The sequence below is a fragment of the Rhodobacter capsulatus genome (assembly GCF_005144475.1).
GTDB lineage: Bacteria > Pseudomonadota > Alphaproteobacteria > Rhodobacterales > Rhodobacteraceae > Rhodobacter > Rhodobacter capsulatus_C.
The window spans coordinates 1-14076 of the sequence record NZ_SWJZ01000009.1; the positions used below are offsets into that span (position 1 = coordinate 1).

Genomic DNA, 14076 nt, shown 5'->3' on the forward strand with positions numbered 1-14076 from the left:
TCAAACGCGCCATGTACGGCCGAGCCGGGCCAGAACTGTTGAGGGCAAGAATGCTGCCCCTCCGCCACACAGATTGAGGCAGAGCCGATTTAAGGGCTACGCGACAGCCATGCTGGCCGTCGACTGGCTGAGCGTCTGCACCCCGTTCACCGCCAGGAACGGCTGGCAATCCAGAGTCTCGACTTCGCGGCCGTCCGGATCCTGTTCGCAGACGAATTGGCAGCTGTCCTTTGACCGGTCGTGCAGCCGCGCATGGTAGCAGCGGCCCGAAATCGCCAGCGGCAGGCGACCGTGGCCCCAGACTTCGACCGGAACGCCGTGGTCACCCGCCACCCGAGCCAACACCGCGATGGAGGCGAGCGCAAGTTCTGGCGGCAGACAGACGCGCCGCGCGCCGCGCCGGATCAGCCAGCGCATGGTGCCTTCATTGTAGACATTCACCAGGGGGCCGACCCAGAACGGACGACCCTCTGGCACATGGGCCAGGGCGGTTACATCGTTGACTTCGACCGGCAGATCGAGGTCCTGCAATTCGGCGGTCAGTTTCCGCTCGCGCTTCAACGTGATCAGGGCCAGCGAGGTCATGGCGACCTCCTTGCCCGCAGCCACCAGCCTATCGACGGCACCCGGAACCTCGCCCTGCCAGAAAGGCAGACGCTTGGAGCAGACGAGTTCCCCAAGCACGACGCGGGCGACTGGTGCAGGGGCAAGGTCGCGGTAGAAAGCGCGCACTTTCTCGGCGGGCTAGAAAAAGAAGTTGGGGCCGACGGTCAGATCCATGCGGCTATCTCCAGGTCTTGGCATAAGCGCCGGCGGTCGCGGCCTGGCCCTCGGTCAGCCGGGAGAGGGTGCTGCCGCCTAGGGGAAGGCCTGCATCCTGCGCCTCGACCGCGGCACGGAAGGCGCGCACCACCTGCGAGACGTAAGCCCGGCTGCGCTGGCGGCCTTCGATCTTCAGCGCAGTGACCCCGGCCTTGGCCAGGCGCGGTATCAGGTGCGTGGCGTCCAGCGAGACCGGGTCCTCGAAGATGTGGCCGGTCTGGTTCCCGGAGGTGAAGCAGCCCTTGCAGAGGGTGGGATAGGGGGCCGGGGCGGACTTGGGGGTGCGATGGATGGTGAAGCCCCCCAGGCGTGCGGCCAGCTCGTGTCCCTCCTCGGCATAGGCGACGTGACTGGCGGGCGAGCAGACGTCGTTCATGTTGGGAGACTGGCCGGTTGCAAAGGAGGACAGCGAACAGCGTCCTTCGGCCATGACGCAAAGGCCGCCGAAGACAAAGACTTCGGTCTCGACGTCGATCTCTCGGTTGATGGCGGCGATCTCCTCGACTGTCAGCACGCGTGGCAGGACAACGCGGCGGACCCCGAAGGCGCTAGCATATAGGTTGATCGCGTCCGGGTTGGCCGCGGCCGCTTGCACCGAGAGATTGCGGCGCAGGGTGGGGTGGTATTCGGCGGCATGGGAGAGCAGGACGATGTCAGCCAGGATCACCGCATCTGCGCCGGCGGTCTCGGCATTTGCCACGGCCCGGTGCCAAAGGGGTTCTGCCCCCGCGCGGGGAAAGGTGTTGATCGCAACGAGCACCTTCGTGCCTCGCCCATGGGCAAAGCCCACCGCTTCGGCCAGTTCGTCGGGCGAGAAGTTGAGCCCCGGAAAGTTGCGGGCATTCGTTTCGTCGTTGAAGCCGCAATAGACGGAATGGGCACCGGCCTCGACGGCGGCACGCAGGGCAGCGGGAGTGCCTGCCGGGCAGACCAGTTCCATCATTGCGGATCTCCGATCCGGTGCAGATGCGGTCCGGTCGCGCGCTCCGCCCGTGTCAGCATCCGGCGCAAGCGATGCGCCATGGGCCCGGAAAGCGCGGCAAGCTCCTCGGTCAGGTCGAGTTCGGCGTCGTCGATCGCATTGCGGAGCGCGAGGACTGCGGCCGTGTCGCCTTCGACCGTGATATCCCGCGAGAAGAACAGCGCGTCCCCATCCTCGGCCCCGTGCAACATGGCAAGGAATGCCGAAAGGGTTCCGGCAATGCGCGCGTCATGCGCCGGCGGCCGGTTGCGCGGATGGGCAGTCATCGTCGCGGTCTGCGGATGCAGGAGCAGAGCCCAAGGCAGGTCCACCGGGTCGATCAGGAACCGGCGGGACGCGTGGTCGTCGAGGCGCCGCAGCATCGACGGATGCGAGGACACAAGGCGCCGCGTCAGGCGGGACAGCATCAGATTCAGGGGCAGCAGCGCGGCAAGGGACGAACCGCCAGACCAATGACGTGGGGCAGGCGTGGCAGGGGGTCGGGCATCGTGCGTTCCTTGATCGGATCACCCCCTGATAGGCGGAGGGCCGCCACGGTGGTTTGATAATAGTCAAGTCTCCTGCTGCGGCGTCGCGGTATCGCCTTGGCAAAGGACTCTCCCGCGATGCGCAGCCTGCCCGTCTTTCACGATCTTCGTGCGTTCCTGTCCCATGCCGAGGCGGCCGGTGAACTGGCGCGGATCGTCGCGCCCGTGGACATCCGGCACGAAATGGCCGCGGTCCAGCTGGCGGCTTTGCGGGCCGGCGGGCCGGTGCTGCGCTTCGAGACAGCGGAAAGCGGGGGCGAGCGGGCGCGGATGCCGGTCGTTTCCAACCTCTTCGGCACACCGTCGCGAGTGGCGGCGGGCCTGAGTCTGCGCCTGGACGAGGTTCCCGCCTTTGGTCAGTTCCTGCCTGCGGCCCGAGACGACGGCCCAGATCACTGCACAGGTCGCCGCTCGGGCGGTCGACCTGCTGCGAATCGCACCCCCCCGGGCAAGCGCTTGGACTCCTGAGCAAGGACCCTCAAGATGACCGAACTCTCCCCCTCCGCCCTTGTTGGCGACATCGCCGGAACCCTGCCAGGCGCAGCCGAGGTCTTTCGGCAAAACGGCATCAGCTTCTGCTGTGGCGCCAAGCTGTCGCTTGCGGAAGCGGCAGCGAAGCAGGGCATTGCCGTCGACTTGCTGCTAAACGAGCTCACCCTCCTGGAAGCGGCTGCACGTTGCGAGGCCCCGACTGAAACACTGCCCCTGATCGACCACATTCTCACCCGCTACCACGAGACCCATCGGGTCGAGATGGACTGGCTGATCCCGCTGGCCCAGAAGGTCGTGACCGTGCATGGCGACCACGAGGAAGCCCCGATCGGGCTGACTGAGGCGCTCCTGACCCTGCGGGATGAGCTGGACAGCCACATGGCCAAGGAAGAGCAGGTTCTGTTCCCGATGATGCGGCAGGGCGGCCATCCGGCGATCCAGCACCCCATAGCGGCCATGCGCCACGAACATGACACGGCCGCCGGCCTCTTGCGCAAGGTCGAGCATGTGACCAATGGCCTGACCCTGCCCGAGGGGGCCTGCCGGTCATGGACTGCGCTCTACACCGGGTTGAAGAAGTTCAGCGGCGACCTGGTGGTCCACATGCACCTCGAGAACGAAGTGCTGTTCCCCCGCTTCGACGCTGCCGCCTGACCTGTGAGCGGGGCCTGGCGCGCGCCGCATCTGCCGTTATTCCTTCTGGCGGCGCTTTGGGCCGGGCTGGTTCCGTTGGTCTGGCTCTGGCCCGGGCTGTCCTGCGACCCGGCCGCCTGGCACCAGCAAGAGCTGATGCTGGGCTTTGTCGGCGCGGCGATGGGGGGCTATCTGCTCACCGCCCTGCCGCATTGGCTGAAGGACGCAGGAATGTCCGTGTCCGGCGTACCGCCGCTCGCGACCCTATCGTTGGTGGCAGCCTGGGTGATCGGGCGGCTGGCGGGAGGAAGCTGCCAGCCCGATGGCGTGTCACTGGCCGGGCTTGCGCTTTATCCCTTCGGGCTGACGCTTTGCCTGGTCCTTCCGGTCGGACGGGCCGGGGCGTGGTCGCGCCTGCCGATCGCGCTGGCACCTCTTGTCCTTTTGCTGATTGCGGTCCGGCTGCGTCTGGCTGCCGACGGCCTGACCGCCGTCCTGGGCCTGACGTTCGTGGTCGCGGTTGTCGGAGGGCGGATCATACCTGCTTTCCTGGCGGCCCGCGCCAATGACCGCAAGCCGCGTCGGCGCATGCCGTGGGACAACCGGTTGGCCGACGGGGCGCTGGCCTCGGCGCTGGCGCTGCACCTTGCCGGGGCTGGAGAGAAGGGGGTCGGCGCGCTGCTTCTCGCTGCGGCCTTCGGGCAGGCGGCACGGATGCGGCGGTGGGATATGGCTCCGCTCCTGCGCGGCCACCGGGACATTGCCCTGTTGCTTTGTGCCTGGCTCTGGCTGCCGCTGGGCCTGGGGCTCGTCGGGGCCGGGCTGCTTGGAATGCACGGGCTGCCGATGGCCACGGCCGTCCATGCCCTGACGACGGGGTTGATGGGAAGTATGATCCTGGCCGTCATGGCGCGGGCCTGGATGCGCCGCGAACCGGGCGAGTTGCGTCCCGGACCGTTGTTGTGTGCCGCGTTCGTCCTTATCCAGCTTACCGCCGTGTTGCGCCTGACCCTGACCGCGCTCGCGCCCTCGGCCCTCTGCTGGAGCGCAGGGTGGACACTTTCGGCCATCGCAGCCACCCAGGCGTTCTACCGACCGCTCAATCGCCCGATCCTCAGCGCGGGCCGGGCGGCTGGAAGCTCTCCGCGTGAATGAAACCTACTTAACCCGTTCCGTCGGGCGGCCGGGCCGGACCTGCGCTGGTGGGAAAGCGCCGGACATCCCGGATGTTGCCCCGGCTGCCGGGCTGGATCGTCTCTGCGCCGTCCGAGACGCCGGAGGCGGCGGCCTTCTGGTCCGGGGCCGCGCTGGCGCATCTGGGTCAGGCAACGGCGTCGGGGGATGTGCCTCTGGCGCTTTGGCGCGATCGTCTGGCCCTGGCGGCGGCCGGGAACTGCACTGCAATGGCGGGGCGAAGGGACCATAGATGGCGATGACCGATTTTGCCTTGGCATACGTCCGTGCTGCCGCCTCAAGCGCCTTGCGCGGCAATCCGCATTCGCCTTCGATCTCGGGCCAGGTGGTGGCGCGCACCATGATCTCAAATGCCTCGAGACTTCGACAGGCAGGATGCAGAGGTTCAAATCCGCATCGCACTCATGAACCGCTTCACATCGCTCGGCACGCCCGAGACCGTCCGCATGCGCTGAAGATATCTGGGAAAGGGACACCTCCGGCCTCAGCGCTAATAGCGCAACAAAGCCCCCGCAGACTAGTTACAATCGCAAACGCCATCCTCAAAACAGGCATCCCGTGGCAGACCCAGCCTGATAGGTGAACACAGTTGCTAGGGAATTGTGCGCCGCATCAGATAGATATCCATGATCCAGCCATGCTCAGCCCGCGCGTTGGCGCGCGTCTGGACGATAAGATCGGACATCTCGGCCAAGGAGCCGGACAGCAGAATCTGGTTCTGCATTCCGACATAGGCCCCCCACCAGATTGCTACCCCAGCCGGGTCGAGCGCGGCAAACTCACAGCCGCCGTCCAGCATGACAACAGCCGTAGCCGCACCCTCTGGCCAGCCGGTTTCGCGCAGCCGGCGGCCTGTGGTGATGGCGACGGGGGCGGCAAGGTCATTCAGCGGAATTCCATGCGCTGCGCATAGTGTTTGAATGGCGGTGATGCCGGGTATGACCTTCAGCCGCAGGGGCATTCTACGGCCGAGCCGCTCGGCGATGCGCAGAGTGCTGTCGTAAAGCGACGGATCGCCCCAGACCAGAAACGCCACCTTTGCCCCGCCATCCTGCGCCAGATGACCAGCAATCACCGTGGCCCAGACCGCTGCGATCTCGTCGTGCCAATCTTTGACGCGGCGCAGGTAGTCTGGCGTTTCGGGGTCGCGCACTGGCAGATCAAATGTTTCAATCCGAACCGCCGGATTGGTGATACAGTTGCGGCAGATTTCGTGGCGCAGCCCGGCCAGATCGGCCTTGTCCTCGCCCTTAAGCGGGATGAGGATCAGATCGACGCTGTTCATCGCCTTGACCGCTTCTAAAGTCACATGTTCGGGATTGCCCGTACCGATCCCGATCAGGGTCAGGTCAATCATCGGATGAGCCTTCCATCAAAGGGCCGTATAGGATCACCGCCGGACCGCTGCCCGCCTCAGCCGCGATCACTGCGCCCAAGGCTCCGATGGTGGACCAAGTCAGGCGCTGTTCGGGATGACCGACGGCCTCGGCCACAAGGGCAGGGGTATCGGCGGATAAGCCGCGTGCCATCAGCCCCGCGGCCAGAACCGGGAAGGTGCGTTTGCCCATGAAGACAACGGTGGTAGCCGCCGGATCGGCCAGTGCGGCCCAGTTTAGCCCCTCAGGTAAATCACCCGTCACATCGGCGCCAGTCACGAACTGCACCCGGCGCGAGGTCAGCCTCCGCGTCAGAGGGATGCCCGCCGCTGCCGCCGCCGCACAGGCCGAAGGCACGCCCGGCACGATTTCAAACCCCACCCCTGCTGCGTTCAGGGCGGAGATTTCTTCTTCCAAACGGCCAAAGATGCCGCTGTCGCCGGATTTTAACCGCACCACCTTGGCACCGGTCAGCGCGTGATCGACCAGAAGCCGGCTGACCTGATCCTGCTTGGGCGACAAGCGCCCGGCCCGTTTGCCGACCGCGATCAGATCGGCCTCGGCCCGGCAATGGGACAAGATGGGGCCAGCCGACAGATCATCGAATAAGATGACATCGGCCTGCGACAAAAGCCGTGCTGCTTTGAGCGTCAAAAGCTCCGGGTCGCCGGGGCCAGAGGAGATGAAAGAGACAAAGCCGCTCATGGGGAAACCTTTGGGCTGGCAGGAGAGATCAGGTGAAAGAAAGTGCCGCTGACGCGCGCGCCGCCAGAGGTTTGGCGGCAGGAACCGGTTTCGGGGACCGCATCACCATTGGCATCTTCTACCGCAGCAAGGACGGGGTCGGGCTGACTCAGGATGGTGGCATAGTGGAACTCATGCCCGCGCAGCACCGCCATCCCCAGCTGTCCCGGCAAGGGGTGTAGGGGCCGTGCAAGGCGGTAGCCCAGATGCATGCGCCGCTTGGCAAAGCTGGTTTCTAACCCCAAAAGACCCACCATCTGGTGGTGCGTGCCATCGGCGGCCACCAACCCAGCACCCAAGGCCATATAGCCGCCGCATTCGCCATGCACCGGCCGCGCCTGCGCAAAGGTTGTCAAACCCGCGCGGAACTGGCCCGCCGCAGCCACGACCAGCCGGTCGGGGTAGACGCGAAGGCTGACTGGCCGGTTCGCAAATGATGCTGGAACACTGTAGCGGTTGCGTTCAAAGCTGATCAGGCAGGTGGGCGAGACGCGCTTGCTGATCTCGATGAAGCCGTCGAAGGCCACTGGCAGGGGCATCAAGGCTGCCCGTTCCTCAGCCCAGACATCGGCGATTGTTCCAGACAGCGTGCCATGTGCGGTCTCGTGCCACAGCGCGACGCAACGTTGTTCCAGCCAGTCATTCAGCGCGGCAAGATCGGGAAAGTCCGGCATGCCTTGCAGCATCTGATGACGGGAGTCGCGGACGTTCTTCTCGACCTGCCCTTTCTCCCACCCTGCTGCCGGATTGCAGAAATCTGGCTCGAAGACATAGTGGTTCGCCATGGCCAAAAAGCGGATATTGACCTGCCGCGCCTTACCGCGGCCCACAAGATCCACCGCCGTCTTCATGTTATCGTAGATCCTGCGTTCTGGCACGCCGCCGAACACCCGGAACGCATGCCAGTGCGCGTCGAACAGCATCTCATGGGTCTGCAAGGGATAGGCCCGCAGAAGGAAGGCCCGGCTGTGAGACAGCTTGATATGCGCCATCTGCAGCTTCATCCGCTCGCCGCCGATGACCGCAAAGTCCTCGCTCCAGTCAAACTGGAACGCCTCGCCCGGGCGGAAAGCCAGCGGGACGAAGGTGCCGCGCCCCGTTGTTTGCTCGTCGCGCTGACGATCGGCACGCCACTGCCGTGCAAAGGCCGCCACCCGGTTGTAGGAGCCGGTGAAGCCAAGAGCGACGAGATCGGCATGCATCTTCTTCAGCGTGTGCCGATCTTTGCGTCCCTTCTTCGCATTGGTCTTAAGCCAGCCTGCCAGCGTCTCGGCAAATGGATCAAGCTTGCTCGACCGTTCCGGCGTCGCAAACTTGGGCTCGATCACATCAGCCTTCAGATACTTCTTGATGGTATTGCGCGACACTCCGGTGCGGCGCTCGATCTCCCGGATCGCCAAACCCTGACGTAGGCGCAGCTTCCGGATCACGTTGAGTAGTCCCATGTCGATCACTCCTTTGACCCCCTCGCTCTTCGCTCGGGGGAGGGTCACATGGGTCAAATCTCAATGGAAATTATCCGCCTACCCGGGTCAGTTCTCAGTGGAAATCAACAGTCCACTATCGATTGTGGACACTATCCGCCTCTCTCACCACGCGGCAGGGCGGTCAGGCCGGACGCTTACCGATCACCGCCATCCCGAAAGCGAAGTGTCGTCATGACCGCCCCTGCCACACTCGCCATTTACGCCGGAGCGGCCCTGGCCGAGATCCTTGGCTGTTTCGCCGTCCGGGCCTGGATGCGGCAAGGGGCGAGCCCTCTCCGGCTGTTGCCAGGCCTCGTCAGCCTTGCCGTTTTTGCGTGGCTGTTGACCCTTGCCCCATCGGATTTCGCGGGGCGTGCCTATGCGGCCTATGGCGGCGTCTACATCGCGGCCTCGCTCCTCTGGCTTTGGCTTGTCGAAAAGCAGCGGCCTGATACGTGGGACATGAGCGGCGCTATGCTCTGTTTGCTCGGTGCAGCACTCATCCTGTTTGCCCCTCGAAGTGCGTGATCTTTCTTGTCTGACCAGTTCGTCGACCGAAAACGCCCAGACGGGATGACCATCATCTGGATCGGCCCAAGTCCTGCCGTGGCAAACTCCACACATCGTGACGCTCGAAGATGATGCACGGGGCGTACTACCGCTGAATTTCGCCGGCTAGGACAGCGCGTCCGTGCACGGCGAGAACTGCTGCAAACCTTGGACATCCGAACTGGCTGATGATCTCCATGACCCGAGCCTCGTAGGCTGTCTGACCGATGAGCCGACACAGGTCTGAAGCGTGAAACTGCCGGTTCCCACTGGGCGCAGCCTTGATCTGGTCGTGCAGCTCCCGCTCTCGTGGATCGAGCGCTCTCTCCGACGTAGGCGGTGCCTCCGATCGGCTCACCGTGCCGGGTGAGGTTCGCCAGCGACGCATGAACCCAAGGAGGAACCCGGCAGGAACCTTGTCGTTTCCGCGAGACCGGTTGAAGGCCAGGAAGCGGTCCCAGATCACCTGCGTGTCGACGTTCCAGCAGGGCAGGGCCTTCTTTGCCGCCTTGATCAACTCGGCCCAACAGGTTTGGAAGACGTTCGAGCCAGCGCCAATAGTGATCTGTCCTGAGAATACAGTTTTGTTATCTTTATCTCTAGATAGTGATGTGTCGCCTGTGCCTGACTCAATATCCTGATCTTCCCCCTCGGCGTCAAAGGCAGCGAAACGGAAGAGCCAGGGGGCGAACTTGCCGTTTGGCTTCTCTCGCCTCAGCTCCAACTCGGACGCCTCGAGTTCCGCCAGCAGTTCGGTCAGGTACTGGCGCGAGATGCTCATTTTGGACGCGAGATCGGTGAGGGTGAATGCGGCCGTCCCGCGCGGCAACCCGTTGTAGCCCTCTTTCCACGCGATAGCGTCGAGGATCACGGTTGCCAGCTTGTGGGCGGATACGGATAGATCTGTCTGTGTGATCCGTCGCAGGATCAGGCCGGTCGTGGGTTCCATGGTCGGTGTCTCCTGTGAGAGACGACCCCATGCCGAGCGCAAACAACATTCTTGCCAGCAAAACAACTTTGCCGGTTGCAGAGGTTTGGACTTTGCGCTAGAAGATCCTTGTTCACGGGTTCTTCTAGCGCGGCGTCAGGCTTTACGGTCTGGCGTCGTTTCCCTTTTCGGGTTCGGTGCACAGTCTCCGGTGCAAGTTGTGTCGGAGGCGGGCCTGCCTGATGCAGGCCCGCGCAAATTCAGTAGCGGACCTCTTCGAAGCCGTAGTTGCCCTCATGATCGCGCCAGTCGACGAAGACCGAGCGGTAGCTCACCCAGTTGCAGTGTCCGGTAGTGGGCAGATCGGAGGCGGGCGGGACTTGGGCAACGCTGGATCTGGTCCAGTGATAGTCACCCTGGACCCCGTAGGAGCCGAGGCGCGTGGAGTCCGATGTGATGCAGTCGCCGTCTCGGTTCTGGCGCTGGCTGAACTGGATGTGAAACACGCGGATGCTGCGCACGAAGTCGAAGGCATCACCCGAGATGTCGACGTCAGCGCGTTCGTCAGACTGGACCCGGACCAGAGGCAGGGGATCTCGCGGCACGCTGAGCTGAGGCCCGTCCCGGAAAACGATGTCGTACATACGCTCCATCGGCGAAAGCGGGGCAGGGGCGGTGAACGACGCCCCCATCGGACAGCGCCAGATCTGTAACGGCGGTTCGATCGGCCAGGGCGTGATCCGACGGGTGAAGACCGCGCGTGCACGGGCACAAGGTGCAGATGCCGGCCAGCCACCTGCCAAGCAGAGAAGGATGGCGCAGTCGACTTGATAGGCTTGCGCCGGCTCGACCGAACCTCCGAGGCTCGATACGGTGATGGCCGCGGCAGCCGCCGCGGTCCGGACCCTGTGCTTCCTGTGCTTCATGACGCCGACTCCCGCTATAATAGTGCGGCGATACAAAACAACACTACCGATAGCAAGGAAATTTCAGCGCATCGGCTGCGATGTCGTCCCGAGGCGGTGGTCGTAGATGCCCGCCCAAAGCCTGATTTCGCTTCGACGCACCGATTGAGCACTTACATCCACGATCCACGCGTAAGCGGCCATTAAACCGGCCAAGTCATCGGGCACGTTTTCCGTATCGTGTCACGCAATACTATGATAAGAATTATTTTCGATGGAAGTTCGCACGGCTAGTGAAGCGGCCAAGAAGAAGGTCATTCGATGGTTCGCGACGATGGAGAGACGGTAGGCCTGTTCGAGCCACTCATGGTCTCGGAGGGCTCTCTCGCCCGCGCAGGCTTGAATGATCTCGTGCTCGAGTTGGCGGAGAAGTCCGCCGGCTTCCGCAGCAGCTTGCCCGCTTCAATGGCCGAGGCGCTTGCCGATCTCGTGCGGTCGATGAACTGTTACTATAGCAACCTCATCGAGGGGCATGACACCCATCCCGTCGACATCGAACGTGCGATGCGGAACGACTACAGTGCCGATCCATCGAGGCGAAACCTTCAGCTAGAAGCGAAGGCGCATATCGCCGTTCAGAAATGGATCGACGAAGATGGCATGGCCGAACCACCAACAGCGCCCGCGTCGGTCATCGAACTACATCGACGGTTTTGTGAGCTTTTGCCGTCCGAGCTTCTCTTCGTCGCAAGCCCAAAGACAGGTGAAAAATTCCCGATAGTACCTGGCGAACTGCGCACCGATACGTTGAAGTCGGGCGCCATGTCGCCATCAGCCCTGGTGCTGTTCCCCGCTTTCTGGAGCGGATGCACAAAGCCTACAGCCTTCCCGGCAGGATCGAGCCGATCCTTGCTGCGGCTTGCGCCCATCACAGGCTTCTCTGGGTGCACCCCTTCCTTGATGGGAATGGTCGCGTTGCCCGCCTGATGTCCTACGCAATGCTGCGAAAAACCCTGGACACGCGGGGACTGTGGTCCGTGGCGCGCGGGCTTGCGCGACAAGAGGCAGCCTACAAGGAACACCTCGCCGCGTGTGACGGCCCCCGCCGTGGCGATCGTGACGGACGGGGCACGCTCAGCGAGGCCGCGCTTGCCTCCTTCGCGCAGTTCTTCCTGCGCACCTGCGTTGACCAGGTAGAGTTCATGGAAAGCCTGATGCGACCGGACCTGCTGCGCGACCGCATCCTGATCTGGGCAGAAGAAGGGATGCGTGCCGGAGCGCTGCCACCAAAAGCCGATACCGTGCTGAAGGCTGTGCTCTATCAGGGGCAAATCGAGCGCGGAGAGGTCGAGACCATCCTTGGCACCAGCGACCGCACTGCGCGACGGGTAACATCCGCGCTTCTGGAGGCGGGTGCTCTGTCGTCGATATCGACCCGTGCGCCGCTGAAGCTGGCTTTCCCTGCAAAGTATGCTGGGCGGTGGATGCCGGGGCTGTTTCCCGACCACAAGGGCTGAGGTTCGCAGGAGCGCAACAGGCGTAGCGCGGCCCATCTTCGTGGTGGTCCGGTAGAAGGGAAGTCCACTATTCCAAGGCGTCCACGAACCGCCCGTATTCCTCGCTCACCTCCCTGGCCTCAACAAAAGCCCGCGCGCGTTCATCATCGAGGCAGCGGAAGTAATCCTGCACCTCGGTGATGTAGGCTTCGAAATCCCCCCGGATCAGATCCGCGTAGGCGCGCATGTCCTCTCGTGACGTAGGCAGGAACGGCCGCTCGGGCGGAGTGCAGGCATGGGCCGGCCCCACCGCCACACTAAACGTGATCAGCAGCACCAGAGGGATGTTGCACGCACAGGTCATGTGCAGGGCAAAACTCCTTTGCCGCCTTTAAGATCACGATTTTGTCAGCTATCATCGTTATCGGAGCAAGGCGATCTTTGTCAAGTCGTTTTAATTGTCTTGCTATCGTTCATGTTGTATTGTATCGCCCACGGTGTTGCGACCCCGTGGGCCCGAGACTGCACCTCAGGCAGAAGAAGGACCCAAGGGAAGGCCATGATAGAAGAAGCCCCGAATGTGGTTACAGAAGATGGACTGCGCGGCCTCCTTGCCGAAGGCTACCTCATCGAGGTGGTCTGCAAGGAAGGGGCCGAGAAGCGCCACAACAGTTGGTACGGCGCCTGGGTCATCCGGGCCGTTGCCCCGGACGGGCGCGACGACAAGATGCTCGTCACCAGCCGTAGCGTCCTCAAGCTGCGCGATTTCAAGACCATCGTCGGCCTTGTCAGCTTCCTTGCCGACATGGGCTGCACGACCGCCAGCATCCCGCTCGTCGAGGGTGCCCGCGAGCATCACGCAGCCCCCGGACGGACATCCGAGCCAAGGACCGGCCCGGTTTTGGTCAAGGACAACTGACTGCGCGTTTGCGCTCGTCTTTCTACTAGGTACCGCCGCCTCTTCAATGCCTTTGGCCGCCGAAACTCTCGCGAGTGCCGGCGGCTTTATCTTCCAGGTCAGTCCCGACGGTCGACTGATCGACACCGCCGAGACTACGAGCAGCCTGCGCTCGTTCACCGGCGGCGACGACGCCCAGAACGGGCCTCTTTCAGATCGTCTCTTTCTTTTTGCAGAACCGCAGTCCCGTGGGGATGATGATCCCCTGAACGATGTGACGGCTGCCGCAGCGGTTACCCCGCGTGCTGGCCGCGCCTCCCCCGAAATCCTCCACGCTATCGAAACCACGGCACTGCGCTACGGCAGCCATGACGCCCTGCGCCAGGCGGGTCTGTCGGTCACCGACTGGACGCTGTTCTATCGCGCCAATATCGAGGTCGAGAGCGCCTACAATCCCGGCGCCTTGAGCCCGGTCGGGGCCATCGGGCTTGGCCAGTTGATGCCCGACACCGCCCGCGATCTCGGCGTCGATCCCCATGACATCGCCCAGAACCTCGACGGCTCGGCGCGGTACCTTCTGATGATGCTCGAGCAGTTCGGCGATCCAGCGCTGGCGCTCGCGGCCTACAATGCCGGTCCCCATGCGGTCACCCGCCATGGCGGCATTCCCCCCTTTCGAGAAACCCAAGGCCATGTGGCCCGTGTGACAGCCGTGTTCCAGCGGCTGAGAGGAGACCTTTCGTGACGTCCAAGAATCTTCAAAGCGTGCTCCGCGCGCGGGCCATTGTCGCGCTCGGCGCAACCGCCCTCATCGTGCTGGCAGGCCCTGCGCTGGCCCAAAGCATCGATCTGTCGCCCGTGCAAACCCTTCTGCAAGGCATCGTCGATGCGATCACCGGCCCCTTGGGCATCGTGATCGGCACGCTCGCGCTGATCGGCGTGTTCCTCTCCTGGCTCTTCGGCATCCTCGATTTCCGCCAAGCGCTCTGGGTCGTGGTCGCGATCGCGGGCATCGCTGCAGCGCCCACCATCGTCGCCGCCATCTGGACGACCTGAGCCAAACC

Annotated in this window: 17 protein-coding genes and 3 pseudogenes; 11 read left to right on the forward strand and 9 right to left on the reverse strand. The window is 63.7% G+C overall.

The features are described from left to right. Nucleotides 1-114 precede the first annotated feature (114 nt). From FBT96_RS02670 to ubiT, 3 genes and pseudogenes are all read right to left on the reverse strand, one after another. Nucleotides 115-732, reverse strand: a pseudogene (locus FBT96_RS02670) (U32 family peptidase); the annotation flags it as partial. A 52-nt stretch (nucleotides 733-784) separates the two neighbouring features. Continuing rightward, the gene (ubiU, locus tag FBT96_RS02675) at nucleotides 785-1762 is read right to left on the reverse strand and encodes a ubiquinone anaerobic biosynthesis protein UbiU (protein ID WP_136904917.1); all 978 of its coding nucleotides are present in this window, start codon (nucleotides 1760-1762) and stop codon (nucleotides 785-787) included. Beyond that, nucleotides 1762-2211 carry a ubiquinone anaerobic biosynthesis accessory factor UbiT gene (ubiT, locus tag FBT96_RS02680; RefSeq protein ID WP_136904846.1) on the reverse strand — a complete coding sequence of 150 codons (450 nt, stop codon included), beginning with the start codon at nucleotides 2209-2211 and terminating at the stop codon, nucleotides 1762-1764. Before ubiT ends, ubiU begins: the two co-directional genes overlap by 1 nt. A gap of 198 nt (nucleotides 2212-2409) precedes the next feature. Here ubiT and FBT96_RS02685 point away from each other — a divergent pair, with 198 nt between their 5' ends. From FBT96_RS02685 to FBT96_RS02705, 5 genes and pseudogenes are all read left to right on the forward strand, one after another. After that, entirely contained in the window at nucleotides 2410-2799 is a 390-nt protein-coding gene (locus FBT96_RS02685; RefSeq protein ID WP_136904847.1) for a UbiD family decarboxylase domain-containing protein, read from the forward strand. A 15-nt stretch (nucleotides 2800-2814) separates the two neighbouring features. Continuing rightward, entirely contained in the window at nucleotides 2815-3477 is a 663-nt protein-coding gene (gene ric / locus FBT96_RS02690; RefSeq protein ID WP_136904848.1) for an iron-sulfur cluster repair di-iron protein, read from the forward strand. Nucleotides 3478-3480: 3 nt separating this feature from the next. Further along, complete coding sequence (locus tag FBT96_RS02695; protein WP_136904849.1) at nucleotides 3481-4611, forward strand: NnrS family protein; 1131 nt, start codon at nucleotides 3481-3483, stop codon at nucleotides 4609-4611. A 71-nt stretch (nucleotides 4612-4682) separates the two neighbouring features. Further along, the gene (locus tag FBT96_RS02700) at nucleotides 4683-4892 is read left to right on the forward strand and encodes a DUF1403 family protein (protein ID WP_136904850.1); all 210 of its coding nucleotides are present in this window, start codon (nucleotides 4683-4685) and stop codon (nucleotides 4890-4892) included. A gap of 108 nt (nucleotides 4893-5000) precedes the next feature. Beyond that, nucleotides 5001-5105 (forward strand): annotated as a pseudogene (locus FBT96_RS02705) (IS5/IS1182 family transposase); the annotation flags it as partial. A 137-nt stretch (nucleotides 5106-5242) separates the two neighbouring features. On the opposite strand, the gene cobF reads toward FBT96_RS02705, so the two are convergent. The 3 genes from cobF to istA are packed head-to-tail and all read right to left on the reverse strand — an operon-like array spanning nucleotide 5243 to nucleotide 8215. Beyond that, nucleotides 5243-6007 (reverse strand): precorrin-6A synthase (deacetylating), encoded by a 765-nt coding sequence (gene cobF, locus FBT96_RS02710; protein ID WP_136904851.1) that lies wholly within the window; start codon nucleotides 6005-6007, stop codon nucleotides 5243-5245. Further along, nucleotides 6000-6731: a uroporphyrinogen-III C-methyltransferase gene (gene cobA / locus FBT96_RS02715; protein WP_136904852.1), complete on the reverse strand. Its 732-nt coding sequence runs from the start codon at nucleotides 6729-6731 to the stop codon at nucleotides 6000-6002. The genes cobF and cobA overlap by 8 nt, the downstream gene beginning before the upstream one ends. After that, nucleotides 6728-8215, reverse strand: coding sequence for an IS21 family transposase (gene istA / locus FBT96_RS02720; RefSeq protein ID WP_249306242.1), 1488 nt, complete (start codon nucleotides 8213-8215; stop codon nucleotides 6728-6730). Before istA ends, cobA begins: the two co-directional genes overlap by 4 nt. 213 nt (nucleotides 8216-8428) lie before the next feature. On the opposite strand from istA, the gene FBT96_RS02725 reads away from it, so the two are divergent. Continuing rightward, on the forward strand, nucleotides 8429-8764 hold the full coding sequence (locus tag FBT96_RS02725; RefSeq protein ID WP_136904854.1) for a YnfA family protein: 336 nt from the start codon (nucleotides 8429-8431) through the stop codon (nucleotides 8762-8764). Between the two features lie 127 nt (nucleotides 8765-8891). Here FBT96_RS02725 and FBT96_RS02730 read toward each other — a convergent pair whose 3' ends face one another. Both FBT96_RS02730 and FBT96_RS21155 read right to left on the reverse strand, forming a co-directional pair. Next, the gene (locus FBT96_RS02730) at nucleotides 8892-9734 is read right to left on the reverse strand and encodes a hypothetical protein (protein ID WP_136904855.1); all 843 of its coding nucleotides are present in this window, start codon (nucleotides 9732-9734) and stop codon (nucleotides 8892-8894) included. A gap of 239 nt (nucleotides 9735-9973) precedes the next feature. After that, complete coding sequence (locus FBT96_RS21155) at nucleotides 9974-10639, reverse strand: hypothetical protein (RefSeq protein WP_136904856.1); 666 nt, start codon at nucleotides 10637-10639, stop codon at nucleotides 9974-9976. An 809-nt stretch (nucleotides 10640-11448) separates the two neighbouring features. Between FBT96_RS21155 and FBT96_RS21160 the strand changes: the two are divergent. Both FBT96_RS21160 and FBT96_RS21165 read left to right on the forward strand, forming a co-directional pair. Then, a pseudogene (locus FBT96_RS21160) lies at nucleotides 11449-11562 on the forward strand (hypothetical protein); the annotation flags it as partial. Between the two features lie 42 nt (nucleotides 11563-11604). Further along, nucleotides 11605-12135, forward strand: coding sequence for a hypothetical protein (locus FBT96_RS21165; RefSeq protein WP_249306223.1), 531 nt, complete (start codon nucleotides 11605-11607; stop codon nucleotides 12133-12135). Nucleotides 12136-12202: 67 nt separating this feature from the next. Here FBT96_RS21165 and FBT96_RS21555 read toward each other — a convergent pair whose 3' ends face one another. Continuing rightward, nucleotides 12203-12361 carry an RNA-binding protein gene (locus tag FBT96_RS21555; protein ID WP_394347651.1) on the reverse strand — a complete coding sequence of 53 codons (159 nt, stop codon included), beginning with the start codon at nucleotides 12359-12361 and terminating at the stop codon, nucleotides 12203-12205. Between the two features lie 312 nt (nucleotides 12362-12673). On the opposite strand from FBT96_RS21555, the gene FBT96_RS02750 reads away from it, so the two are divergent. The 3 genes from FBT96_RS02750 to FBT96_RS02760 are packed head-to-tail and all read left to right on the forward strand — an operon-like array spanning nucleotide 12674 to nucleotide 14068. Beyond that, a complete protein-coding gene (locus tag FBT96_RS02750) occupies nucleotides 12674-13033 on the forward strand; it encodes a hypothetical protein (protein WP_136904857.1) in 360 nt (119 codons plus the stop codon). Nucleotides 13034-13079: 46 nt separating this feature from the next. Further along, nucleotides 13080-13757 (forward strand): lytic transglycosylase domain-containing protein, encoded by a 678-nt coding sequence (locus FBT96_RS02755; RefSeq protein ID WP_346655932.1) that lies wholly within the window; start codon nucleotides 13080-13082, stop codon nucleotides 13755-13757. A gap of 20 nt (nucleotides 13758-13777) precedes the next feature. Next, the gene (locus tag FBT96_RS02760) at nucleotides 13778-14068 is read left to right on the forward strand and encodes a TrbC/VirB2 family protein (protein WP_136904919.1); all 291 of its coding nucleotides are present in this window, start codon (nucleotides 13778-13780) and stop codon (nucleotides 14066-14068) included. Nucleotides 14069-14076 lie beyond the last annotated feature (8 nt).

Coding starts and splice junctions, on each gene's coding strand:
- ubiU (WP_136904917.1), bottom strand. CDS start 1,762: ATGGAACTGGTCTGCCCGGCAGGCACTCCCGCTGCCCTGCGTGCCGCC.
- ubiT (WP_136904846.1), bottom strand. CDS start 2,211: ATGCTGTCCCGCCTGACGCGGCGCCTTGTGTCCTCGCATCCGTCGATG.
- FBT96_RS02685 (WP_136904847.1), top strand. CDS start 2,410: ATGCGCAGCCTGCCCGTCTTTCACGATCTTCGTGCGTTCCTGTCCCAT.
- ric (WP_136904848.1), top strand. CDS start 2,815: ATGACCGAACTCTCCCCCTCCGCCCTTGTTGGCGACATCGCCGGAACC.
- FBT96_RS02700 (WP_136904850.1), top strand. CDS start 4,683: ATGTTGCCCCGGCTGCCGGGCTGGATCGTCTCTGCGCCGTCCGAGACG.
- cobF (WP_136904851.1), bottom strand. CDS start 6,007: ATGATTGACCTGACCCTGATCGGGATCGGTACGGGCAATCCCGAACAT.
- cobA (WP_136904852.1), bottom strand. CDS start 6,731: ATGAGCGGCTTTGTCTCTTTCATCTCCTCTGGCCCCGGCGACCCGGAG.
- istA (WP_249306242.1), bottom strand. CDS start 8,215: ATGGGACTACTCAACGTGATCCGGAAGCTGCGCCTACGTCAGGGTTTG.
- FBT96_RS02725 (WP_136904854.1), top strand. CDS start 8,429: ATGACCGCCCCTGCCACACTCGCCATTTACGCCGGAGCGGCCCTGGCC.
- FBT96_RS02730 (WP_136904855.1), bottom strand. CDS start 9,734: ATGGAACCCACGACCGGCCTGATCCTGCGACGGATCACACAGACAGAT.
- FBT96_RS21155 (WP_136904856.1), bottom strand. CDS start 10,639: ATGAAGCACAGGAAGCACAGGGTCCGGACCGCGGCGGCTGCCGCGGCC.
- FBT96_RS21165 (WP_249306223.1), top strand. CDS start 11,605: ATGTCCTACGCAATGCTGCGAAAAACCCTGGACACGCGGGGACTGTGG.
- FBT96_RS21555 (WP_394347651.1), bottom strand. CDS start 12,361: ATGCGCGCCTACGCGGATCTGATCCGGGGGGATTTCGAAGCCTACATC.
- FBT96_RS02750 (WP_136904857.1), top strand. CDS start 12,674: ATGATAGAAGAAGCCCCGAATGTGGTTACAGAAGATGGACTGCGCGGC.
- FBT96_RS02755 (WP_346655932.1), top strand. CDS start 13,080: ATGCCTTTGGCCGCCGAAACTCTCGCGAGTGCCGGCGGCTTTATCTTC.